The sequence below is a fragment of the Spirillospora sp. NPDC000708 genome (genome assembly GCF_040299565.1).
Classification (GTDB): domain Bacteria; phylum Actinomycetota; class Actinomycetes; order Streptosporangiales; family Streptosporangiaceae; genus Spirillospora.
Genome location: NZ_JBEPCJ010000091.1, coordinates 1 through 23,518 on the forward strand (window position 1 = coordinate 1; position 23,518 = coordinate 23,518).

Below are 23,518 nucleotides of genomic sequence, written 5' to 3' on the forward strand. Positions count from 1 at the left end.
CCAGGTCAGGGGACGACGGGCGCGGCCTCCTGGCCGGCGGCCCGCGTCTCCGGCGCCGGCCCCAGGACGCGGGGCAGCGCCGCGATCACGGCGGCGCCGAGGACCGCCGGGACCATGAAGGCGAAGAAGCCCGCCTTCGACGAGGTGAACAGGTCGGTCGCCACCGCGACGTAGGACGGGCCCGCGATCGCTCCGAGCCGTCCGAAGCCGAGGCCGAACCCGAGCCCCGTGCCGCGCGACCGGGCCGGGTAGAACGCCGTCATGCAGGCGATCACCATGTTCTGGCCGCCCAGCGTGCCGAGCCCGGCCAGCGCCGAGACCAGCAGGAGCAGGACATGCGGCTGCGGGGTGCTGAGGACGAACAGCGCCACCGCCGCCAGCACGAAGCCGGTGAAGGTGACGGTCTTGAGGTGGCCGCGGTCGGCGATCACGGAACCGCCGAGGCCGCCCGCGGTCGCGCCGATGGTGAAGGCGATGGTGAACTCCAGCGACGAGCCGAGGTCGTAGCCCGACTTCATCATCACCGCGGGCAGCCAGGCCGTGGTGCTGTAGACCAGCGCCATGCTCATGAAGGAGGCGCACCAGAACAGGACGGTGGCGCGCCGGCCGCCCGGGGTGAACAGCTCGGCCAGGCGATCCAGGCCCCGCCGCCGGCCGGCCTGCCCGACCGGACCGGCCTGCTCGACGGCACCGTGCTGCCCGACCGGACCGTCCGGGACCATCCGCAGGATCGCCGGGACGAGCAGGATCGGCAGAGCGCCGAACAGGAACAGCCACTGGAAGTGCACGCCCGGCAGCAGCAGACGGCCGAGCAGGGCCGACGCGGTGCCGCCGATCCCCATGGCGCCGAGCGCGATCGTGAGGTGCAGCGTCCGCCGCCGGGGCGGCGCGGTGTCGGTGACGTAGGCGCTGACCAGCGGGGCGAGCGCGCCGATGCCGACGCCGGTGCAGAACCGCGCGGCGGCGAACAGGCCGAGCGACGGCACGAAGGTCGCCGCCGCCATCGACGCCGAGATCCAGACGACGGCGACGGTCAGCGGGAGGCGGCGGCCGCGGCGGTCGGCGGCCCAGCCCGCGAGGACCGATCCGAACGGCATGCCGAGCGCGGTGACGCTGCCGAGCATCCCGAGGGTGTCGTGGGTGGCGCCCCACGGCCGGTACTGCATCAGGCTCGGCCCGACGGTGCCGATGGCGAACACGTCGTAGCCGTCCACGAAGAGGATGAGGCAGGCGAGGGCGAGGACGCCGGCCTGCCGTCCGCCGGCGCGCTCTGGGGTGGGGGACATCGGATCTCCTTACGCAGGGGTGGGTCGCGCGGGGTTCGGAAGTCGCGCGAGGTTCGGAAGGGACGGCGCAGGAGCGACCGAACGGAGCACTCGCGGAGCGCGCGGCCGCGGGCCGGGCGCGTCGGTGCGTTTCGGGGCGCGTCAGTCGAGGTGGCCCACCGCCCGCCGGAGGATCTCCGGCGCGGAGGCGGGGTCGTCACCGGTCCAGGCGACGTGCTGGTCGGGCCGGACGAGCCGGAGGCCCGCGGCCTGCGGGTCGCCGACGATCTCGAGGGGGACGCCGTGGTCGGCGGCCGCCTTGGCGAAGGCCGGGGCGCCGGTGGCGGACGGGGCGGCGATCAGGGTGAATCCGCGTCCGAGGCGGTCGTAGAGGGAGTCGCCGGGGGCGAGCCAGCGGTGCGGGAGCCGCCCGCCCGCGTCCCCGGCCACGATCGGTGAGCCCTGGTAGGTGTAGCCGAGCACCAGGTCGAGGCTGTGGAACTCGCCGTGCTTGGTGCGCTGGACGGCCTCGGCGACCGCGGGCCGGGCGGCGGCGAACTCGGCGTCGGTGCCGGCCAGCCGCGGGTCGGCGAGTTCGGGGGCGAGGGTCGCCATGTTGCGGGCGGCCTCGGCGATCGTCCGCGCGGCGACGGGCCGGCGTTCGAGCTCGTAGCTGCGCAGCAGCGTCTCCGGCGCCCACCCGGACAGGACGGCGGCCAGCTTCCAGCCGAGGTTGACCGCGTCGCCGACGCCGGTGTTGAAGCCGTGCCCGCCCCACGGCGGGTTCAGGTGCGCCGCGTCGCCGGCGAGGAAGATCCTCCGGGTGCCGTACGCCGTGGCCAGCAGCATCTTGGCCTTCCACGGGTCGGTCGCGACGATCGCGGCGTCGATGTCGGCTCCGACCAGCCCGCGGACGAGCGCGAGCGGATCGGCCTCGCCCTCCTCCTGGGTGACGCCCTGCGCGATGCACCACCAGGTGTCGCGCAGGTCGAGCCGGCCGACCAGCCCGGGACGGCTCGGGTGCAGCACCCAGTAGTGCACCGCGGGCCCGTGCGGGACGCGTTCGGCGAGGCCGGGCGCGCGGAAGACGATGTTGAAGTTGGGGCGCTCGTCGGCGGCGCCCTCGTAGGCGACGCCGATGGCCTCCCGGACGGTGCTCCACGCGCCGTCCGCGCCGATCAGGTACGCGGCACGGATCCGGTCGGCGGTGCCGTCGGGCGCGGTCACGGTCGCGGTGACGCCGTCGTCGTCCTCGTGGACGGCGCGGACGGTGCGGCCGGTGACGAGCCGGGCGTGCCGCGAGCGGGCGACCGCCTCGCGCAGCACCTGCTCGACCGCCGGCTGCGGGATCTGCTGCCCGGGTTCGGCGACCAGGTCGTCCCCGGCGAGGTCGAGGCCGAAGCAGCCGTGGAAGCGGGTGATCTCGCGGCCGAGCAGCCCGGTGGTGAAGACGGCCTGGTCGGACCAGGCCACCGGCAGGGCCGCCCGTTCGCGCACGGCGCCGGCGAGGCCCCAGCGGCGGAACAGCTCCATCGTGCGGGCCGAGGTCGTCTTGGCGCGCGGCCGCAGCCACGACACCTCCTCGCGGGGTTCGACCACCAGCGACGGGACGCCGTGGTGGGCGAGCTCCAGAGCGGCCGCCAGGCCCACCGGGCCGCCGCCGGCGATGAGCACCGGAACCCGGTGCGCGGATCCGCCGGTCACGCGGTCACCGCCCCGCGCCATGGGCGCCCGTCATGAGGTCGGCGAGGTCGTCGGGGTGCAGGAAGGACGGGGGCGGCGGCGGGCCCCAGTTGAACAGCCCCTTGGCGCCTTCGAGGGTCTCGGGCGTCCAGAGCTGGTCGTCGAGGATGCAGTCGAGGTCGGAGTAGTACTCGGAGAAGTTGCCGGCCGGGTCCTTGAGGTACCAGAAGAAGTTGGACCCCGCGTGGTGGCGGCCGAGGCCCCACACGTGGCGTTCGGGGTGGCCCTCCAGCATCGCCGACGCGCCCCGTCCGACCTCGTCGATGTCGTCGACCTGCCAGGAGGTGTGGTGCAGGAAGCAGACGGGGGCGGCCAGCACCAGCAGGTTGTGGTGGTCGGTGGAGCAGCGGAGGAAGACGCCGGCGTCCTTGATGATGTCGCTGGTGCGGAAGCCGATGCCGTCGCGGAAGAACGCGGTGGTCGCGGCGAAGTCGGTGGTGGCCAGCACCGCGTGGCCGAGCTTGCGCGGCCGGACCGGGTCCGCGCGCAGGACGCCCGGCGCGCGGGTGCCGGTCCGCTCGAACCGTCCGGGCCCGTTGTAGGGGGTCGGCGGGACGGGCTCCTGCAGCAGCCGGGGCGCCACCTCCACCACGGTCCGCACGCCCGTGACGGGCTCCACCGCGGTGAGGGTCGTGGCGGACCGGTCGCAGGACGCGCCGAGCCGGTCCAGGCGGGCGGCCGCCGCGCCCAGGTCGTCGGGCGAGTCGGCGCCGACGCGCATCTCGACGAGCCGACGGACCGGGCTCGGCACGATGCGCAGCTGGCGCCCGCCGTCACGGGTCCCGAACCAGCCTCCGGTGTCGGGCCGCAACCCGAATTCGGTGTAGTAGTCCGCGGTCTCCGCGACGTTGGGGACTCCGATGGCGACCGAGATCAGGCGATGCAGGGGCATGGCGTCTCCTCTGCTGGATGGGGTGGGAGCCTGAGGCGGTCAGGCGGAGGCGAACCGCTGGCGCAGCTCGCCGATGCCCTCGACGCGGCTGACGAGCTCGTCGCCCGGGGCGAGCCAGCGCTGCGGGTCGCGGCCGAGCCCGACGCCAGCGGGGGTGCCGGTGAAGACCAGGTCGCCGGGCAGCAGCGGCAGCACCGCCGACAGCCGCGCGACCAGCAGCGGAACCGAGAAGATCAGCTCGCGGGTGCGGCCCTTCTGCACCTCCTCGCCGTTGATCGCCGCGGTCAGCTCCAGGTCGTCGGGGTCGTCGAACTCGTCGGGCGTGACGACCCACGGGCCGGTCGGGGCGAAGCCGGGGAACGACTTGCCCAGGCTGAACTGCGGGGCGGGCCCGGCCAGCTGCGTCACCCGCTCGGAGATGTCCTGGCCGACCGTGAGCCCGGCCACGTGGTCCCAGGCGTCGTCCTCGGCGACGTCGCGCGCGGGCCGGCCGATCACGGCGACCAGCTCGACCTCCCAGTCGGTGTGGCCGCCCGGCGGCAGCGTCACCTCGGTGACCGGACCGGTGATGCTGGTAGCGAACTTCGTGAACACCGGCGGCAGCCCCTCGGGCACGTCGAAGCCGGACTCGGCGGCGTGCTCGCGGTAGTTCAGCCCGATCGCGAAGACCTGCCGCGGCGCCGGCACCGGCGCCCCTAGCTCGGCCGGGTCGAAGGCGGCGCCGCCGGGCGGCTCGGCCGACGCGGCCCAGTCGCGGAAGGCGTCCCAGTCGCCGTAGACGGCCTGCGGGTCGGCCGCGAACCGGCCGCCGCTCGCCCGTTCGACGTCCACGGCCCGGCCGTCGCGCACCATGACCAGCCGCCCGCCGAGGTTCCCGATCCGCATCCGCACTCCTAATTCAGCATGATGATTAGGGCGATAATGCATCCAGGTCCCATCGGGCGTCAAGAGATCGGCCTGCTAATGTGCATGACGAATTCAGCAGAGGAGGAACGGGTGCCCGTACACGCCGACGGGGCGGCCGGCACCGGCCGCGCAGAGCAGGCCGCCGACCGCATCGCCGAACTCGTCCGCGCGGCCGAACCGGGCGCCCGGCTCGGCACCAAGGGCGACCTGCGCGCCCTGTGCGGCGTCTCGGTCAGCACCTTCAACGAGGCGCTCCGCCTGCTGCAGGCCCGCGGCCTGGTCGCGGTCCGGCCCGGTCCCGGCGGCGGCCTGTTCGCCGCCGAGCAGTCCCCGATGGTGCGGCTCGGCAACTCGATGCTGGCCCTCGACGCCGAGCGGACCTCCGTCGCCGAGGCCATCCGGATCCGCGACGCCCTCGACCCGCTGCTGATCGAGGACGCGCTCTGGCACGCGTCCCGCGCCGACATCGGCGAGATGCGCGAGATCTGCGCCGACATGGGGCGGGCCGCCGACGCCGAGGACGCCACCGCGTTCGTCCACGCGAACTGGCGGCTGCACGCCCGCATCGCCGCGGTCAGCCCGCACGTCCTGCTGCGCTCGCTGTACGCGAGCCTGCTGGACCTCATCGAGGCCCACACCCGGTCCGTCCGGCCCGACGGCGAACGCCCCCTCACCCCCTACCTGAGGGAACGCCACGCGCTGCACACCGCCCTGGTCGACGCCATCGCCGCCCACGACCACGGGACCGCCATGCGGATCATCCACGACCACAAGACCGCCGGTTCGCACTGACCTCCTTGAACGAGCCCGCCCAGGCTACACCGTCCCGCCATACAGCACCAGCATCCCGTATTTCAGGACAGCATGTGGCCGTCGTCGGCGTGCGGAGCGATCCAGGCGCGCAGGGCGAGGTGGAACTCCAGGCGCTGGGCCGGGTCGTGCAGGTCGTCGCCGAACAGGGCCTCGAGCTGGCGCAGGCGGTAGCGGACGGTCTGGGCGTGCACGTTCATCCGGGCCGCGACCTCGGTCGCACTGAAGTCGTTCTCGATACAGGCCAGGAACGTCTCGGCCAGCTTCTCCCGAGCCTGGACGCGCGGGGAGCGCAGGAGCGGGCGAAGCTTCCGGTCCACGAGCAGGGACGCCAGTTCCGGCGACCGGTCGAGCATCGCGACGGGGATGTGGTCGGCGGCCGTGATCGGCGACGGCGCCTCGATGACGCCGTCGCGCGCCAGCGCCAGCACCCGGCGCGCCAGCAGCAGCGACCGGGCGCCGCGGCCCACCGGGACGGACGGGCCGACCGCCGCGACCCAGCCGGCCAGCGCGGCGTCCAGCGCGCGGCGGCGCCCCGGGCCGTCCGGGTCCGGGACGACCAGGCACGGGTCGTCCAGATGAAGGCCGACGAGAACGTCCGCCGGCAGGACGAGGCGGGGCGCCGGGCCGCCCGGAGGCGCGGACAGCGCGACGGCCGCCACCGTGCGCGGCACCGGCCAGTCGCAGTCGGCGGCGAGGAGCCGGATCTGCGCGAGCCCCGCGTCGCGTTCGACCAGCTTCTCCAGCAGGGCGCGCCGCCGCGACCGGAACCGCCCGGCCCGCTGGGCGCCGGCCTCGGCGTGCCCTTCGGCGGCCGCGGCGGCGAGCCGGCCGAGGTACCCGAGCGCCGCCTGCGTCACGTGGACGACGGTCGCCGGTGTCACGGGGGCGCCGAGCGACTCCGCCTCCTCGGTGAGCCGCTGGATCGCGACGCCGGCACCGATCCTCAACGCGGCCTGGAACGTCTCCAGGCTCCGGCCCTCGCGGGCCTCGCCGGCCCCGAGCCGGCGGAAGTGGCCGGTGAGGGCGGCGGACGGCGGGCCGGGGTCGCCGAGCAGGCCGACGAAATGGCGGACGGCCCATTCGACCGAGAAGGCCAGCACCCGGGCGTACCTGCCGTCGTGGACGCGCACATAGCCGGGCAGCTCCCGTTCGATCCTCCGGACGGCCACCCGGGCCGTGTCCGGGACGCGCTTGCGCAGCTCCCTGATCAGCTCGTCCCCGTCCCCAAGGGGCCTTCCGGAGGCCAGCACGATGGGTGCCTCGGCAGCGGGGAGCGGTGCCGGTGACGTCAAGCGGTCTCCTCTCCCGGGAACGGGCCGGTGGTCGGCGCGGCCACCGGGCGCCTCCGCCGGCGGAGACCGGCGAGGCGACCCAGGGGTGGCAAATGCACAAGCTGCCAGGTTCCAGGACCCCTGTCTGTGCGCATCAGCGGCAATTCTGGAGTGGAAGAATTGGGCGATGTCCCGAATCGAGGACCGCATGACGGCGCGGTTGACCGAGCTCACCCGCGCGGCCGTGGACCGCTGCGCCACCGAGATCCCGTTCTACCGGGCGCTCCCCCGCGAGCTGCTCGACGGCGAGGTGCACCGCGCGTTCACCGAGACCACCCGGCTGATCGCCAGGACCCTCCGCGAGGAGCGCGCCCCGAACACCGCGGAGCTCACCGAGATCATCGACTGGTCGGCGCGGCGCGCGGCGGACGGGCTGCCGCTGGACGCGGCCATCGCCGCGTACCTGGTCGCCTCGATGACCGAGTTCGAGCTGCTGTCCGGCGAGGCCGACGCGCCCGAGATGCGGCGCTATGCCGTCCACACCCTCCGGTACCTCGCGAGCGTCCTGCCCGCGGTCGCCCTGGCCCACCTGCACGAGCACCAGCAGATCGAGGGGCAACGCCGCGACCTGCGCCGCGACCTGGTCTCCGCGCTGCTGTCCGGGGAACCCGCCGCCGAGCTGGCCGAGCAGTCGGGCGTGGCGCTCGCGTCCGGCTACCTCGTCGTCCTGCTGCGGCTGGCGCCCGGCGAGGCCGGTGCCCGCAGCACGATCCGCCGCGTCCAGTCGGTCCTGGACGCCCACCAGCAGGCCGACGTCCTGGCCGCGCTCACCGTCGACGGCGGGACGGTGCTGCTCCCCCGCGCGCCGGACGCGTTCGCGCGGCTGCCCGCGCTCCTCGCCCGGATCGGCGAGGCGACCGCCCGTGCCGTCACCGCGGCGGCGGCCGAGGCGGGCACGCTGGACGCCGTGCCCGAAGCGCTCGGCGAGGCGGAGGAGGTCGCCGACCTCGCCCGCCGCCTCCGCCTGCCGCCCGGCCTCTACCGGCTGGACGACGTCCTGCTCGAATACCAGCTCACCAGGCCGGGCCGCGCGCTGACCCGCCTCGCCGCCAAGCTCGACCCCCTCGCCGCGAACCCCGTCCTGATGGAGACGGCCCGCTCGTTCGTCCGCCACGGCCACAACCGCAGCCGGACCTCGGCCGAACTGCGGATCCACCGCAACACCCTCGACTACCGCCTGGGCAAGATCGCGAAGCTCACCGGCCTCGACCTGTCCGCGGCTCAGGGCGTGCGCCTCCTCGACGCCGCGATGACCGCCCGCGCCCTGCTCTAGCGCCGCGTCCGGCGCGGGACGCGCGAAGGCCCGGACCGATCGCTCGGTCCGGGCCCGGCGGGATTCCCGAAGGTCAGCTGCAGTGCGTCCAGCCGCTGTACCAGAACTGGCTGTTGGTGCCGCCGCCCCACTGGACGCACTTGCCGAGGGCGGGCGCGGAGACGGGACCGGCGTAGTAGGCGTAGCTGTCGGTGTCCTCGATCGGGCTGCTCCCCTGGACGTACAGGTAGGCGCCCGTGCGCGTCTTGGTGCCCACGGACGTGGTCTTCACCGTCACCACGCAGTTGCGGCCGGACGAGCCGTTCCAGAGCAGGTAGACGGTCGAGCCGGTCAGCGCCTTGTGGTCGATGACCGAGTAGCCCGAACCGCAGACGGCGGCCGGTGAGGTCGCGGCCGAGGCCGGCGCGGCCAGGGCGACGCCGGCGGCGCCGACCGCGGCGGCGGAGGTGACGAGGGCGAGGGCGGCCTTGCGCATCACGCTGATCTCCTTCCGCTCCGGCGGCGTGCCGGAGCAGTCAAGATCGTCCTGCGCGGACGACGACGCCCGGGCCAACTCCAGATGATCACTGAATGATCTCCGGGCGAGGTGCCGGGGCGCCGGCGGTCCCCCGCTCGTCCTGCCCGGAGGTTCACTGCGCGAGGCGGTACACGCGGATGACGCGGTCGGGAGTCCCGTAGACCTGCTGCCAGCGAGGTCCCGTCCAGGTCGGATCGTTCAGCATGGGCTGCGCGGCCTTCTGGCAGACCTGGCACAGCCGTCCGCCGTCGGTGTCGTACAGCACGAGAAGGTCCCCCCGCCGCGGCCCTTCGGATCCCGGACGGACGGCGCGGATCCGGGTCGACCAGGCCCGCCCGCCCCAGGCGCCGTGCTGGTAGACCCGGAGCACCTTGCCGGTGCGGGGGTCCGCCCACACCCGGGAGCCGGGGCCGTCGTGGTCGCGCATCCAGGACCGCAGCGACTCCATCTGGGTGCCGCCGCCCGCCCGGGTCGACGGCGCCTGCCACCAGGAGCGGGCGGCGGCGCCCGAGCCGATCAGGGCGACGGCCAGCACCAGCGCGGCCGGCAGGAAGAGCCGCGGCCGGGCGCGGTCCGGGAGCCGGTCGGCCAGGAACACCGCCCCGAGCCAGAGCAGCCCCAACCCGCCCAGCACGAACTCGGGAAAGATCGGGAACCAGTACCGGATCAGCTGCAACCGCAGCTTGGGGGCGCTGGGGTCGAGCACGCCGCCGAGCAGGGTGAGCGGCACCCACAGCAGCGCGCAGCCGGCGACGGGGACCGCCATCCGGCGCGGCCGCAGCAGCCCGCCCAGCAGGGTCAGGCCGAGCAGCGCGACGAGAAGCCCCCCGTCCGGATACGTCCGCAGGGTCTTGGGCAGCCGCAGGACGTACAGCATCCGCGGCTTGTCCCGGTAGGTCGACGCGATGTCGGGCGCCGAAGCACGCTTTCCGTGCCCGGTGATCGCCAGCATCCGCGCCAACGGGTCGCCGTAGAGCCGCCAGCACAGCAGGAGTTCGGCGGCCCCGATCGCCGCGATGGGGAGAAGCACCCAGACCATTCCGGCCACACGCGCCCTGCGGTACAGAACCACCAGGACCACCGGCCACATGAAGACCACGAACTCGCGGGCCAGGTAGGACCAGCCGAGCAGCGCTCCCACCGTGATCAGCAGCGCTCTGCCGGGCGGATCCGGCCGCCGTGCGGCGGACAGCGCCAGCGCCGCCGCGCACGTGAAGAGCCCGGCCGCGAGGACGTCGGGCAGCAGGTCCGTGGAGTCGGCGAAAACCGGGGTCGCCGCGACCACCACCAGGGCGCCGGCGGCCCCCACCGGCCGGGCGAACAGGACCGTGCCCAGCGCGAAGGTCCCGACGAGCAGTGTCAGCGTGGCCAGCACCGGCACGGTCGCGTAGGCGGCCTGCGAGTACCCGAACACGGCGATGGCCACGCGGGCGGGGATGATCAGCCCGAACCGCGTCACCTGATGCATCTCCGTGGTGACCTCGACCGGCCTCGGGAACCGCGCCGCGGCTTCCATGTAGTTGAGCTGGTCGGACGGCACTGGCGTGCGCAGATGGGTCAGCAGGACCACGAGCCAGGCGAGCACGAGACCGCCTGGCAGCAGCCACGCCGAACCCGCGCGGCGGCGATCCGCCGAGGCTGACGGCGCCGCGCGCTCGGCGTCGGCACTGAGACCCGCAGACATGGCGAGAATGTGCCAGCTCCTGCCGATGTCCACGCGTCGTCCCGATGGCCAACGGATGAACTCCAGGAACTCGTCGACCTCCCTTACTCACGTCGTCGACGCCGGCGGATCGCTCTCGCCTCGGTGACGCGCAGCCGCCCGGTCCGGCGCGTGAGCCATGCCACAGGCGGTTCCTGTCAGGAATCGGGTCGCTGTTCCGCTCAACTCCCGACAGCAAGCGAACCGACGGGAGCATCGTATGAAGCACCGCATCGTCGTCGGCGCCGGCTATGCCGGGGCCTACACGGCCGGGACCCTGGCCCGCCGCCTGTCCCCGGCGGACACCGAGATCACCGTGGTCAACGCCGTGCCGGACTCCGTCCAGCGGCTGCGGATGGTGCCCCGGACCGACCCGACCTCGGCGCTGCCTTTGGTCACCTTCCCGGTGCTCTTCGCCGGCCCGGCCGAGTCCGCTGCCTGCGGGGACCCTGATGCGCTGGGTTACAGTGCCGGTCATGCCTGCTGAGTTGCATCAGAGCGCGGTGGTGGCCGACGCGCACAACGACCTGCTGATGGCGGTGGTGGCTCGTCCGCCCGCGCGGTGGGCGCCGTTCTTCCGGGAGCGGTGGCTCCCCCAGTTGCGCGCCGGTGGCGTCGATCTGCAGGTGCTTCCGGTGTTCATCGACAGCCAGTTCAGGCCCGAGGGCGCGCTGCGCGAGACGCTCCGGATGATCGAGTGCGCGCACGTGATCGCCGAGGGGAACCCCGAGGACGTCCGGCTCTGCTCCGACGGGCCGCAGATCGACGCGGCCCTGGCCGAGGGGAAGATCGCGCTGGTCCTGGCGCTGGAGAGCATGCCCGGACTGGACGCCGACATCGAACTCCTCGCGACCGTGCACCGGCTGGGCGTGCGGGTCGCCTCGCTGGCGCACTGGGGACGCACCCCGCTCGCCGACGGCAGCGGCGAGGACGCCACCGGGAGCCGTCTGACCTCCGCCGGCGTCCGGGCCGTGGCCGAGATGGAACGGCTCGGCATCCTGCTCGACATCTCCCACCTGGGCGCCCGCGGGGTGGAACACGTCCTGGAACTGGCGTCCCGGCCGGTGATCGCCACCCATTCCAGCGCCCGCGCCCTGCGCGACCACCACCGCAACCTGACCGACGACCAGATCCGGGGCGTCACGGCGTCCGGCGGTGTGGTCTGCGTGAACTTCCTGCCGGGCTTCCTGGCCGCCGACCCGTCCGGCTACACCCTCGCCCGCCTGGCCGACCACATCGAGCACGTCGCCTCGGTGGCGGGCATCGACCACGTCGGCCTCGGCCCCGACTTCGTCCACGAGGTCTACGCCGACCTCACCCCGCCCTGCTGCGAGGACCCCGCCGCGAACGCCGGCTTCGACGTCATGGCCACCCTCCCCGGCCTGGCCGGGCCCTCCGGCCTGCCCCTGCTCACCGACGAACTCCTCGCCCGCGGCCTGCCCGAGCCCGACATCCGCAAGATCCTCGGTGACAATCTCCGCCGGCTGCTCACCACCCACCTCTCCTGACCCGCTCACCGACGTCCGTTCCTCGCGGCGGCCGTCTCCGCTAGTGCGCGGCTTTGTTGCGCCTCCGGTATTCGGTGGGTGTCAGGCCGACCAGGGTCTTGAAGCGCCGGGCGAAGTACGTCGGGTCGTCCCAGCCGACGGCGGCGCCGACCCGGGCGGCCGGCAGGGACGAGTTCACCAGCAGCGCCGCCGCCCGCTCGGCTCTCAGCCGGGCCAGGAATCCCATCGGGGTCGAGCCGGTGCACTGGGCGAACAGCCGGCCGAGATAGGCGGCGTCCAGGTTGACGGCCCGCGCGAGGTCGGCCAGCCGCCACGGCTCCGCGGGCGCCGCCTCCAGCCGCGCGATGGTCGCGGCCACCGCGGGATGGACGGCCGGTTCGAGCGCCCCGGGGTCGGGCTCGGCGCCGTCGGCCAGGATCCCCAGCACGGTCATCAGGCGGCCGACCGCCCGGCCGGTCCGGCGGCGGCCCGCCGCGAGGTCCCCTTCGAGCAGGCCGATCTGCGCGATGGCCTCGTCGGCGTCCGAGGGGGCGAGGGACCGGACCGCCACACCGCGGGCGCCGTGGGACACCGGGTCGGTCCACAGCAGCCGGCGCAGCATCGGCAGCCGGTACAGCTCGGCCCGCAGCGCGCGGGCGGACAGGCAGCAGTTGGCGACGGTGAGATCGGCGCAGTCGCCGAAGGCGTGCCAGGCGCCCGGACGCAGCACGATCGCGTCGCCGTGCCGCAGCGGACGCTCGCCGTGGCTGGTGACGTGCCGGCCGACGCCGGGGCCGATGACCGCGATCTCGAGGAAGTCGTGCGTGTGCGGCTCGACCCCGGTGGTCAGGTGGTGGACGCCGCCCCAGACCGGACCGTCGACGAACAGCGCCTGCTCGTGCAGCGTGGCGAGCATGTCGTGATCGTACGACTCCTCGCCGGGATCGGCCTAGCCCTCGACCGCGTGCCCCGGCGAGGCTTGGCACATCCCGACGAACGGAGTCCTCATGGTGAACGAGCAGGCGAGCAGCGATGTCGGAGCCGACGGCCGGGTCTCGCGGGAGCTGGTGGAGGCGTATCGCGAGCACGGTTTCGTCCGAGTCCGCGGCGTCCTCGACCCGGCCCGGATCGAGCGGTTCAGGGCCGGCGCCGAGAACTACCTGGAGGCGCATCGCGCCGAGAGCCTGGAGACGCGCGGCGCCTTCAGCCAGCTGGTCAACGTGTGGCGGCGCGACCGGACGCTGCGGGATCTGACCCTGGACCGGCGGCTCGGCAGGATCGCCGAGCAGCTCGCCGGATTCCCGCTGCGGCTGTGGCACGACCAGATGCTGGTGAAGGAGCCGCACAGCGACACCGCCACGGAGTTCCACCAGGACCGTCCGTACTGGCCGCACCGGGGCGACCGCCTGCCCCTGTCCGCCTGGATCGCGCTGGTCGACGTCCCGCCGGAGCGGGGCTGCATGACGTTCCTGCCCGGCACCCAGCATCACGCCGGTCTCCGCCCGCAGGACCTGCACGATGCGGAGGATCTGTTCGCGGCGGAACCGGCGCTGCGGTGGGCGCCCCGCGTCACGCTCCCTCTGCGCGCCGGCGACTGCACCTTCCACAGCGGTTACACGGGGCACATGGCGCTGCCGAACCGCACGGGGACGGCCCGGCTCGCGCACGTCACCATCTACATGGACGCGGAGACCGCCTTCAGCGGCGGCGCCCACCCCGTGACCGACGGCCTCGGCCTCACGGCGGGAGATCGGCTGGACGGCGAGGCGTTCCCCCGTCCATGGGCATGAGCAGGCGCACCGGGCCGAACAGGCCGGAGACCCGCTGACCAGGGAAGACGAAGTGGGTCGGGCTCACCTCGTCGAGGTAGGGCGCGAGCGTGCCGCAGACCAGGATCTCGATCTCGTTCGGGCCCTCCCGCAGGGCGGCGCCCAGGTCGAAGCGGTAGGGGGCGCAGATCCGAACGCCCGCGTGCACGCCGTTGACCGTGACCTCGGCGGTGCCGCGCACCCGCCCGAGGTCGAGCGTCGCCGCGGCCGGAGCCGAGGGCAGGTCGACGCGGCGGCGGTAGCGGACCGCCCCGCTGTAGCCGGCCAGTCCCGCGTCCTCCCAGTCGCCCAGCTCGATCGTTCCGGGACCGGCGGTGAACCGCACGGGCCCGGCGAGCGCGGCGCCGGCCTGGTGCCCGGGGACCGTCAGGATCCGCAGCTCCGCCGTCCTCCGGCCGGGCGCCCGGCCCTGGCCCGGTCGAGGCAGCGGCATCTCCGGGCCCGGTTCCAGCGGCTCGCCGTCGAGGAGCACCTCCAGCAGTTCACCGCGCACCTCGACGGCCATCCGCGTGGCGCCCGGCGGCACGGTGACGCGCAGCCGCTCGACGCGCGGGCCGATGCCCGGGACGGCGAGCCGCGCGGGCAGGACGTCGCCGGTGTCCACGGCGTCATCGAGCCAGGCCGCGCCGGGCAGCGGATGGGGACGCCGCCGCAGGTGCAGCGAGGCCGGGTCGCCGTGCTGGCGGCGGCTCGGCACGACGGGCACCGGCTCACCGTCGCGCGCGGCCGTCCACCCGGCGCCGGAGACCACCGCGCCGTCCACCATGACGGCCGGGGGCGCCCCGCCCTCGGTGAGGACCAGCGTCACCTCGCCGCCGGTCACCGCGTAGCGGCCGACGCGGGGCACCGCGTGCTCGGCGTACGGGTCGAACCCGCCCTGGCGGCCGACCTCCTCGCCGTCGACGAGGATCCGGCAGGGGGACGCCGAGGCCACCTGGAGGACCGCGGGGCCGGAGGAGGCCGCCGCGGCCGCGCGGGGCGCGGTGAGCGTGACCCGCGCGCCCGGCCTCCCGGGTCCGGCGACCGTGATCCACTCCGGTCGCCGGTAGCGGCCGGGGTCGGTGACCACGGCGAGGTGGGCGCGCAGCCGCACCTCCTCGTCCGGGACGAACCGGACCTCGATGTCGTGATCCCCGCCCGCGACGGGGGCCGTGGCGATCGCCAGGTGCCCCCGGTCGTCGAGCGGGACCTCGGCCCCGTCGATCAGCAGCGTCTTGGCCGCCGCCGCGCCGACCGCCACGAGGCCGCCGTCCGCCGGCACGGTCACGCGCGCGCGGAAGAGCACCGCCTCCCCGGCCGCGACCTCACCGAAGTCGAGGAACTCCTCCGGCACGTGCCCCTTGGGCCCGAGGAAGTCGCGGTGCACGGCGTCCTTGCGGATGCCGCGCGAGTCGGAGTAGACGGCGGGGCGCCACGAGCCCTCGGACTCCAAAGCCCAGACGCCGTGCGGGCCGAACGTGGCGTGCGCCTCGGCCCAGTCCGTCTCGCCCTCGACCTGGTGCTGGAGGCTCCAGCATTCCAGCGGGACGTCCCGGTCGGCGGGGCGAGCGAAGTCCCCCCAGGAGTTGTCGAGGGTGGGCACCGTCTCCATCGTCCAGGAGGTCCCGAGGTCCAGGACCTCATCCGTCTGCGGCTCTTCGGCCGGGACGGACGCCGTGCGGTCCGCGGCGTCCGCGCCGCCCGCGCCGTCTTCGCCGCCGGGGAAGATGAGCAGCGCGGCGGGCGCGTCGTCGAACGGCACGACCACCTCGGACCACGCCGCGTCCACCGCCCGGACCTCCAGCGGCCGCGGCGGCCCTCCGAACGGACCGGCCAGGAACGCCGGGCCCCGGACGCCGCGCACCCGCACCCGCATGTCGCGCAGGTAGCGGTCCGGGTCGAAGTCGTAGGTCACGTCGAGCCAGCCGAGGTCGACGCCGCGCTCGCCGGGACGCTCCACCGACACGCGGCTGGCCATGGACGGGGCGGCGGTCACGAAGACCAGGGTGGCGCCGTCGACCTCGCGGACGAGGGCAGGCACCGGTGCGTCCACGCGGCGGCCGGCGGCGAGGGCCGCTCCGAGGCCGTCGGCGTCCGCCACGACCTCCGCCAAGGCGCGGAGTTTCGCCACCGCCGCGTCGGCGTCCGGGTCGCCGACGCCGTGGCGCGGCGGCGGACCGACCGCGATGACGCGTCCACCGGCCTCGGCGAACGCGGCGAGCCTGCGCGCGGTCTCCCCTTCGAGCACGGTGCACGCGGGCAGGAGGACGGTGCCGTACGACTCGTCCGCGACGTCCAGCCGCCCTCGCGTGACGTCGGCGCGCTGCACGGAGTCGTCGTCCACGACGTCGGCGTCGATTCCCAGCCGGTCGAGCGCTCCGGGGACCATCCGGAACCACGCCATGTCGCCGACCAGGCTCCGGTAGGCGTCCTGGGCGCGGGCGGCGTCCGGGTCGACGCCGTCGAGGCGCGTCCCGGCCTGTGCGGTGGCGGTCGGGAACAGCACCGCGACGTCGCAGACGTGCCTTCCCAGCGACAGCGCGGCGCACAACCGGGTGACCGCGTCGGCGAACACCCGGTGGTGCCGCCAGTAGGGCTGGCGCCAGTCGGTGGACGGCGGCGCCCATTCCCACCAGCCCGCCTTGGTCGTGTAGTAGACGGCGTGCGGGTTGTAGAGGGTGGCGCCCGACCGCAGCCAGGGAAGCAGCCAGTCGAAGGTCTCCTCAAGCGTCCCGCCCCAGCCGCTGGAGTGGAACGCCTCGATCCAGGTCCGGTCCCGGCCGTACAGGTGCGCCAGCGACGAGTGGATGCGGGCGTCGCCGTGGTGGTCCGAACCGGGTGCGCCGAACCAGCGGTGTGTGCGCGCGTAGTCGGCGTAGATCCGGACACCGTCCACCGGGAGCCCGGCCCGTGCCGGATCCTGCTGGTCGCAGCCGTGCAGCAGGCCGTGCGCCTGGTGCCACTCGGCGAGCGGCCGGAAGAACGCCTCCTCGGCCAGTTCCGCGCGGGTGAGGTGGTAGTCGCGGCGGATCCGGAAGGCGTCCCGGCCGCCGTCCCCGCTCTCCGCCCTCCCCCACAGCGCCCCGAGGTGCGGGGTCAGGTCGTAGCCGCGGCGCCGCGCGAACTCGTCGGCGAACGTCCGCGACCAGGTCGGCAGCGACGGCAACTCGTCCTGGAACGACCCGACGATCACGTTGCCGAGCCGGTGGCCGAGCCGCCGCGCGAACTCGCCGTGCACGCGGTCGAACAGCGCCGCGCACGCGTCGGCCGACAGGTAGTCGAAGCCCCGCACGCCCGCCGTTCCGGACGGTTCCAGCCATTGCCCCGCGTAGTCGGGGACGTCGCGCACCAGCCGGGCCTGGAGGTCGGCGCCGGAGAAGCCGAGCTGGTCGTAGAACCAGAGCGACACCCCCAGCCCGGCGGCGTCCTCGCACACCGCGTCCAGCAGGTCCCACCAGGCGTCGGAGAAGAACGGCGGGTCGTCGGCGTCCGAGCCGAACATCGGTCCCGAGGGCGCCAGGTTCAGCACCACCAGGTTGCGGACGCCGCCCTCGGCGAACCTTTCGAGCTGGTCGCGGAGGCGCCGCCGGTCGAGCCGCTCGCCGCTCCACCACCAGATGGGCGCCGGCGAGTACGCGGCCGGCGGCGCGTCCAGGACGGCCAGCAGCCGGGACGGGATCGCGGCCACGCTCACCCCTTCAGCCCGCTCGCGAAGCCCTTGATCACGTACCGCTGCAGCACCAGGAAGACCACGATGATCGGCAGCGCGGCGAGCACCAGGCCGGCGAAGACCAGCCCGTAGTCCGACACGTACTGCCCCACGAACGCGAAGATCCGCACCGGGACGGTCTCCCGCGCCGACCCGCCCAGGTACAGCAGCGGCGTGAAGAAGTCGTTCCAGACGAACACGGCGTTGAGGATCAGCACGGTGCCGGTGATCGGCCGCAGCAGCGGGAACACCACCCGGGTGAACGCCTGGAGGTGGCCGGCGCCGTCGATCAGCGCGGCGTTGGCGTAGTCGCCCGGCAGCGCCCGGATGAACCCGGTGTAGAGGAAGATCGTGAACGGCAGCTGGATGCCGGTGTAGAAGATGATCATCCCCTGGTAGGTGCCGAGCAGCCCGGCCGAGTCGGCCAGCTTGAACAGCGGGATCATGCCGAGCTGGAACGGCAGCACGATGCCGAGCAGGAACAGCACGTACAGCACGAACCCCATCCGGGTGGCGCAGCGGGCCAGGAAGTAGGCGGCGAACGACCCGATGGCGATGAGCGCCACCAGGCTGACCACCGTGATGACCGTGCTGTTCAGCAGCGCCGACCCGAGCGAGGCCCGCGACCAGGCGCCGGAGAAGTTCGCGAACGTCGGCGACGTCGGCGGGGACAGCGGCGCCGAGGCGATCTGCTGCTTGTCCTTCAGCGACAGCGTGATGAGCGCGTACACCGGGAACAGGAACGCCAGCGCGACCGCGATCATCAGCACCTCCAGCAGGAAGGTGCGGAACCCGTACCGCAGGCTCATGCGGTCACCTCCCGGCTGCGCAGGTAGTAGATCTGGATCAGCGAGACCGCGGCGACGAACAGCGCCAGGACCAGCGCGATCGCCGTGCTGTAGCCGTAGTTGCCGAACACGAACGCCTGCTTGTACAGGACGGTCGAGAGCGTCTCGCTGGAGTGGCCGGGGCCGCCGCTCGTGGCCGCGTACACCTGGTCGAACAGCTTCAGCCCGCCGATGGTCGACAGCATCACGTTGATCGTGACCGCCGGTGCCAGCAGCGGCCAGGTCACGCTGCGGAACCGCTGGAACCGGCCGGCGCCGTCGATCATCGCGGCCTCGTGCAGTTCCGCGGGCACGCCCTCCAGCCCGGCCAGGAAGATGACCATCGAGTAGCCGGCGAACTGCCAGATGACCATCCCCGCCACCGACCACAGCGCCAGCGACGGGTCGCCCAGCCAGTCCTGGCGCAGCGACCCGAGACCGAGCCCGCCGAGGATCGCGTTCAGCCCCGCGTCCGGCGCCGGGTTGTAGACGTACTTCCACAGGAACGCCACCATCACGGGGCTGACGACGGCGGGCGCGAAGAACACGACCCGCAGCACCACCCGCGACTTGATGCGGGTGTGCACCCCCAGCGCGAGCAGCAGCCCGATGCCGTTCTGGACGACGACGATCGCGACGGTCAGCAGCAGCGTGTTGACCAGCGATCCGCGGGCGGCGTCGTCCTGCAGCAGCCGCCGGAAGTTGTCGATGCCGTTGAACGAGCGGTCGCCGATGCCGTTCCAGTCGGTGAACGCGTAGACGATCCCGCTGGCGCTCGGATACAGCACGACCAGCACGTACACGAGCAGGGCGGGCGCCGCGAACCACCAGGGCGGCGTCAGGAAGCCGCCCCGCCGCCGGCGGCCGCGTGGCGGCCGCCGGGCACCGCGCGCCTTCGGTGCGCCGGCGGCCTGCGCACCGGCCGCGGGTGCGGCCGGTGCGCGCTGAGGGGACGAGGTCACGGCTGCTTCTTCCGGTAGGTCTCGTCCAGCTTGGCCAGCCCCTTGGCGACCGTGGTCTTGCCGGCGAGCAGCTCCTGCACCATCGCGAAGTGGGCGGGCTGCACCTCGGCGTTGGGCCAGGCCTGGTCCATGAACGGGACGGCCTTGTTGCCGTCCATGTACGGCAGGAACGGCGTCAGCACCGGGTCGATCTTGGAGCCGGCGTCCCGGACGAGCGGGACGCAGGCGACGGACTCGGCCCAGCGGTTGATGTTCTCCTGCCGGCCGAGGAAGTCGATGAACGCCTTGGCGGCGTCGCGGTTCCTGCTGCGGGCGCTGACGCCGAGCCCCACGACGACCCCGGCGGGGATCCACACCTGGGAGGCGTCGTCGGCGCCCGGCACCGGGAACATCGACAGGTCGTCCGGGCTCGGCGCGGCCTTGCGGAAGTCGGGCAGGACCGCGGAGACCTGGATCGCCATGGCGGCCTTGCCGGTGGCGACCATGGACGTCTGCTGCTCGAACGTGGTGCCGTTGGGGTTGTCGTTGAAGAAGCCCCGCTTCTGCAGCTCCAGGTACATGTCGAGCGCCTGCACCCAGCCGGACTGGGCGAACGTCGCCGTCCCCGCCTTCATCTGGCTGTCGAACTGCGGGTTCTTGGCGTACACGGTGGACGGCACGAGCGCGTAGGTGATCAGCTGCGTGACCCACTGGGTCTGCGCGCCGAGCGCGATCGGGACCTTGCCCTTCTTCTTGATCTTGTCGCAGACCTGGAGGAACTCGCTCCAGGTCTTCGGCGGGGTCACCCCCGCCTCCTGGAAGACCTTCTTGTTGTAGATCGCGCCGATCACGCTGGATCCGGCCGAGTACAGGAACGTCTTGCCGTCGAGTTGGAAGGCCGGCTTCAGCCCCGCCGGGACCCGCTTCGTCCAGGCCTGGTCGCTCAGGTCGGCGAGCAGCCCTGCCTGCGCGATCTGCACCATGCTCATCGCGCTGCCGTTGCCCGGGTAGACCACGTGCACGTCGGGGGCGTTGCCCGCGCCCAGCTGCGTGCGCAGCGAGGTCTCCACCTGGTCGGTGGGGGCGAACGAGGTGCTGAACTTCGCCTTGGTGTAGGCCTTGGTCAGCAGGTCGAGCGGCTTCTGCTGGTCGGCCACGCCGACCAAGCGCAGGGTGCCGCCGGACCCGCCGGACGACCCCCCGCAGGCCGTGAGGGCCGCCGGCAGCGCGGCCACCGCGGCCGCTCCGCCCGACAGCCGCAGGAAACCGCGGCGGCTGAGGGCCGTCCTGTCGAACGACGATGTCATCTGTCCTCCTCGCGTTCATGGCGCGGGACGCCGAGGTGACGGCGGCCGGCCATGCCCGTCCCAGCGGGGACGGTGGTCAATGAAGCTCCGCGGTGAAGCGGTACTCCCCCGAAGCGGTCCGGCAGCGGAGCTCCCCCGGCTCCGCGCCGACGATCCGGACCCCGGCGGCCTCGGCCACCGGCACCCCGCTCTCCGTGACCCCGCCGGGGTCGTCCGCGGGGATGTGGACGGTGGCGGTCGCGCCGGGCGGCACCGTCACCTGGAGGTGGAACAGGCCGTCCCGGCGGGTCCAGCGGGTGGCGACGGTCCCGCGCACCGATTCGTAGCTCGCGCCGGCGGAGGTGAGGCCGCCGGGCCTCGGCCGGACCAGCAGTTCGCGGTAGCCGACCGATCCGGGCGCCTGGTCGAGGCCGGCGACGCCGCGGTAGAGCCATTCGCCGACCGAGCCGAGCGCGTAGTGGTTGAAGGAGTTCATCGCCGCCGCCTGGAAACCCCGCTCGTCGGTATAGCCGTCCCACCGCTCCCAGATGGTGGTCGCGCCGTGCCGCAGCGGGTGCAGCCACGACGGCGGTTCGGTGCGGCGCAGCAGCGCGTGCGCGAGGTCGGCGTGGCCGTGCGCGTCGAGGACGGGCGCGATCAGGCTCACCCCGAGGAACCCGGTGGTGAGGCCCGGACCGGCCGCCTGGACGAGCTCGACCAGGCGCCGCACCGCACCGGGCACGAGGTCCGCCGGGAGCAGCTCGAACGCCAGCGCCAGCAGGTAGGCGGTCTGGGTGTCGCCCTCGATCCGGCCGCCGGGGGTCACGAACCGCTCGGTGAAGGTCTTGCGGATGTGCCCGGCCAGCGCGCCGTACCGCGCGGCGGCCTCCGCCTCGCCGACGACCTCGGCGGCCCGCGACGTCAGCTCGGCGCTGTGCGCGAAGTAGGCGGTGGCGAGCACGTCCCGGGGCGTGGGCGCGGGCGCGAGCCAGTCGGCGAAGTGGGGGCCGACACGGCGGCTCCACACCAGGTCGGGGTTGTGCCGGTGCACGTGGTCGACCCACGCGCACATGGCGTCGAGGTTGCGTTCGAGGAAGCGCTCGTCCCCGTACACCCGGTAGAGGTGCCAGGGCACGAGGACGCCCGCGTCGCCCCAGCCGGGGGCGCCGTCGTCGGCGACCCCCGCGAGCCTCGGCGCCACGTTGCCGAACGCGCCGTCCGGCGACTGCGCGCCCCGCACCTCGCGCAGCCAGCCGTCGAAGAACGCGGCGACGTCGGCGTTGAGGCACGCGGTGGGCAGGAAGACCTGGGCGTCGGCCAGCCAGCCGAGCCGCTCGTCGCGTTGCGGGCAGTCGGTCGGGACGCTGACGAAGTTGGAGCGCTGCCCCCACCCGATGGCCTCGAACAGGCGGTTGACGTCCGGGTCGGAGCACGTGAACTCGCCCGCCCAGGGAGTGTCGCTGTGCAGCACCACGCCGGTGATGTCGCCGGCGTCGAGGTTGCTCGTCCCGGTCACCTCGGCGTACCGGAACCCGTGGTAGGTGAAGCGGGGCTCGAAGACGGTCTCGGCGGGACCGGCCGCGATCAGCACGTCCGTGGCCGCGGCGGTGCGCAGGTTCGCCGTGTACAGCGCCCCGTCGTCGTCCAGGGTCTCGCCATGCCGGATGACGACCCGGTCGCCCTGGGCCAGGCCGCGCACCGTCAATCGGACCCGGCCTGCGAAGTTCTGCCCGAAGTCGACCAGGAACCGTTCCTCGCCGACGCGGGTCACCGACCGGGCCGGGAGCTCCCGGACGGCGCGGACCGGCTGGGCGACCGACGCGGTGAGGCGGCTCCGATCGGAGCCGGTCACCCGCACGGGCCGCCACAGGCCGCTCGCGTCTTCTTCCTCGCCGGGGCCACCGGGGAGATCCCAGCCCGGCGTCTCGCGGCGGAGGTCATGGCACTCCCCCATCAGCAGGTCGGCGTACCGGATGGGAGAGCGGGCGCTCTGCCAGTCGCCGCCGGTCGCGATGACGTCGCTGGTCCCGTCGGCGTGGACGAGGTGCAGCTCGGCCAGCAGCTGCGGGAACGTTCCGTAGTGGGCGCCCGAGCGGCGCGGATCGAACCCGACGAACCCGCTCCACCAGCCGTCCGCGATCGTGACGGCGAGGACGTTCCCGCCCGCCCGCACCATGTCGGTCACGTCGTAGACCTGGTAATCGATGCGGTCGCGGTAGTCCGTCCAGCCGGGGGCGAGTTCGGCGTCGCCGGCGCGCACGCCGTTGACGCGCGCCTCGTAGAGCCCGCGGGCGGTGACGTACAGCCGGGCGCTGACCGGGGCGGCAAGGGCCTCGAACGCCCGGCGCAGCCGGACGGCCGGCTGGAGCCCGTGGTCGGTGAGGGCGAGCGCGCCCTCCTCGGGGGCGTCGACCACGTCGAGATCGGACGGGTCGTGGGCGATCCAGGCGGCCGTCCACTCCGCCGGGCTCATCATCCCCGTCTCGAACCAGGACTCCCGCTCGGCGGACGCGCCGTCCGCGCCGGTGACCGTGACCGTCCAGCGGTAGCGGGTGCGGGGCCGCAGACGCCGGCCCTGGTAACGTGCACCGACGGCTCCCGGGTCGGCCACCTCCCCGGTGTCCCAGACCCGCTCGCCGTCCTCCGCCCGCACGCGCACCCGGTACGCCGCGGGCGCGTCGCCGCGCACGCCGGACGCCAGTCGCCACGACAGCAGCGGCGCGGGCTCGTCGACGCCCAGCGGCCGGACCCGGTGATCGCAGCGGAGGCCGTACGGCGCCGCACCTTGGGACTCGGCCACTCGCCCACTCCGATCGCGATCCCAACAACAAAACTGTGAAGATAACGCCAAAAAATGTGAGATTGAGCGTAGGAGGCCGCCGATCGGAGTGTCAAGATGTCAGCTGGATCACTTCCGAGGGGTTGCGGCGAGCACCGCCGCGGACCGGCCGCAGGCGCGCCGCGTGCCTCGAATCCGACCACTATCACCGGACTGACCACACCACTCGTGGTCAAGAC

Annotated in this window: 18 protein-coding genes; 5 read left to right on the forward strand and 13 right to left on the reverse strand. The window is 73.8% G+C overall.

What is annotated here, in order from left to right:
* Positions 1-5 precede the first annotated feature (5 nt).
* The 4 genes from ABT299_RS41875 to ABT299_RS41890 form a co-directional block, all read right to left on the reverse strand.
* Positions 6-1,286: an MFS transporter gene (locus ABT299_RS41875; RefSeq protein WP_500254145.1), complete on the reverse strand. Its 1,281-nt coding sequence runs from the start codon at positions 1,284-1,286 to the stop codon at positions 6-8.
* A gap of 141 nt (positions 1,287-1,427) precedes the next feature.
* Positions 1,428-2,969 (reverse strand): FAD-dependent monooxygenase, encoded by a 1,542-nt coding sequence (locus ABT299_RS41880; RefSeq protein ID WP_500254146.1) that lies wholly within the window; start codon positions 2,967-2,969, stop codon positions 1,428-1,430.
* Positions 2,970-2,973: 4 nt separating this feature from the next.
* A complete protein-coding gene (locus ABT299_RS41885) occupies positions 2,974-3,900 on the reverse strand; it encodes a VOC family protein (RefSeq protein WP_500254147.1) in 927 nt (308 codons plus the stop codon).
* A 39-nt stretch (positions 3,901-3,939) separates the two neighbouring features.
* A complete protein-coding gene (locus ABT299_RS41890; protein ID WP_387031457.1) occupies positions 3,940-4,785 on the reverse strand; it encodes a fumarylacetoacetate hydrolase family protein in 846 nt (281 codons plus the stop codon).
* Positions 4,786-4,869: 84 nt separating this feature from the next.
* Here ABT299_RS41890 and ABT299_RS41895 point away from each other — a divergent pair, with 84 nt between their 5' ends.
* Entirely contained in the window at positions 4,870-5,598 is a 729-nt protein-coding gene (locus tag ABT299_RS41895; RefSeq protein ID WP_190861407.1) for a FadR/GntR family transcriptional regulator, read from the forward strand.
* Positions 5,599-5,660: 62 nt separating this feature from the next.
* On the opposite strand, the gene ABT299_RS41900 is transcribed toward ABT299_RS41895, so the two are convergent.
* A complete protein-coding gene (locus ABT299_RS41900) occupies positions 5,661-6,911 on the reverse strand; it encodes a PucR family transcriptional regulator (RefSeq protein ID WP_500254148.1) in 1,251 nt (416 codons plus the stop codon).
* Positions 6,912-7,077: 166 nt separating this feature from the next.
* Here ABT299_RS41900 and ABT299_RS41905 point away from each other — a divergent pair, with 166 nt between their 5' ends.
* Entirely contained in the window at positions 7,078-8,223 is a 1,146-nt protein-coding gene (locus ABT299_RS41905; protein ID WP_500254149.1) for a PucR family transcriptional regulator, read from the forward strand.
* 73 nt (positions 8,224-8,296) lie between these two features.
* Here ABT299_RS41905 and ABT299_RS41910 read toward each other — a convergent pair whose 3' ends face one another.
* Both ABT299_RS41910 and ABT299_RS41915 read right to left on the reverse strand, forming a co-directional pair.
* Positions 8,297-8,776, reverse strand: a complete 480-nt coding sequence (locus ABT299_RS41910) for a hypothetical protein (RefSeq protein WP_387031463.1) — start codon at positions 8,774-8,776, stop codon at positions 8,297-8,299.
* Between the two features lie 76 nt (positions 8,777-8,852).
* A complete protein-coding gene (locus ABT299_RS41915) occupies positions 8,853-10,424 on the reverse strand; it encodes a hypothetical protein (protein WP_500254150.1) in 1,572 nt (523 codons plus the stop codon).
* Between the two features lie 238 nt (positions 10,425-10,662).
* Between ABT299_RS41915 and ABT299_RS41920 the strand changes: the two genes are divergently transcribed.
* A complete protein-coding gene (locus tag ABT299_RS41920) occupies positions 10,663-10,929 on the forward strand; it encodes a hypothetical protein (RefSeq protein ID WP_500254151.1) in 267 nt (88 codons plus the stop codon).
* Entirely contained in the window at positions 10,919-11,950 is a 1,032-nt protein-coding gene (locus ABT299_RS41925) for a dipeptidase (protein WP_500254152.1), read from the forward strand. The genes ABT299_RS41920 and ABT299_RS41925 overlap by 11 nt, the downstream gene beginning before the upstream one ends.
* A 40-nt stretch (positions 11,951-11,990) precedes the next feature.
* Here the strand turns inward: ABT299_RS41925 and ABT299_RS41930 are convergent, their stop codons facing one another.
* The gene (locus tag ABT299_RS41930) at positions 11,991-12,845 is read right to left on the reverse strand and encodes a helix-turn-helix transcriptional regulator (protein ID WP_500254153.1); all 855 of its coding nucleotides are present in this window, start codon (positions 12,843-12,845) and stop codon (positions 11,991-11,993) included.
* 91 nt (positions 12,846-12,936) lie between these two features.
* On the opposite strand from ABT299_RS41930, the gene ABT299_RS41935 reads away from it, so the two are divergent.
* Positions 12,937-13,719, forward strand: a complete 783-nt coding sequence (locus tag ABT299_RS41935; protein WP_500254154.1) for a phytanoyl-CoA dioxygenase family protein — start codon at positions 12,937-12,939, stop codon at positions 13,717-13,719.
* Here the strand turns inward: ABT299_RS41935 and ABT299_RS41940 are convergent.
* The 5 genes from ABT299_RS41940 to ABT299_RS41960 all read right to left on the reverse strand — a co-directional run bounded on the left by ABT299_RS41940 (position 13,667) and on the right by ABT299_RS41960 (position 23,300).
* Positions 13,667-17,425 carry a glycosyl hydrolase gene (locus ABT299_RS41940; RefSeq protein WP_500254155.1) on the reverse strand — a complete coding sequence of 1,253 codons (3,759 nt, stop codon included), beginning with the start codon at positions 17,423-17,425 and terminating at the stop codon, positions 13,667-13,669. The genes ABT299_RS41935 and ABT299_RS41940 overlap by 53 nt on opposite strands.
* Positions 17,426-17,427: 2 nt before the next feature.
* On the reverse strand, positions 17,428-18,255 hold the full coding sequence (locus ABT299_RS41945; protein ID WP_387031476.1) for a carbohydrate ABC transporter permease: 828 nt from the start codon (positions 18,253-18,255) through the stop codon (positions 17,428-17,430).
* Positions 18,252-19,235, reverse strand: coding sequence for an ABC transporter permease subunit (locus ABT299_RS41950; protein WP_190861390.1), 984 nt, complete (start codon positions 19,233-19,235; stop codon positions 18,252-18,254). The genes ABT299_RS41945 and ABT299_RS41950 overlap by 4 nt, the downstream gene beginning before the upstream one ends.
* Positions 19,232-20,521, reverse strand: coding sequence for an ABC transporter substrate-binding protein (locus tag ABT299_RS41955; RefSeq protein ID WP_190861388.1), 1,290 nt, complete (start codon positions 20,519-20,521; stop codon positions 19,232-19,234). Before ABT299_RS41955 ends, ABT299_RS41950 begins: the two co-directional genes overlap by 4 nt.
* A 76-nt stretch (positions 20,522-20,597) precedes the next feature.
* The gene (locus tag ABT299_RS41960) at positions 20,598-23,300 is read right to left on the reverse strand and encodes a family 78 glycoside hydrolase catalytic domain (protein ID WP_500254156.1); all 2,703 of its coding nucleotides are present in this window, start codon (positions 23,298-23,300) and stop codon (positions 20,598-20,600) included.
* Positions 23,301-23,518: the final 218 nt, after the last annotated feature.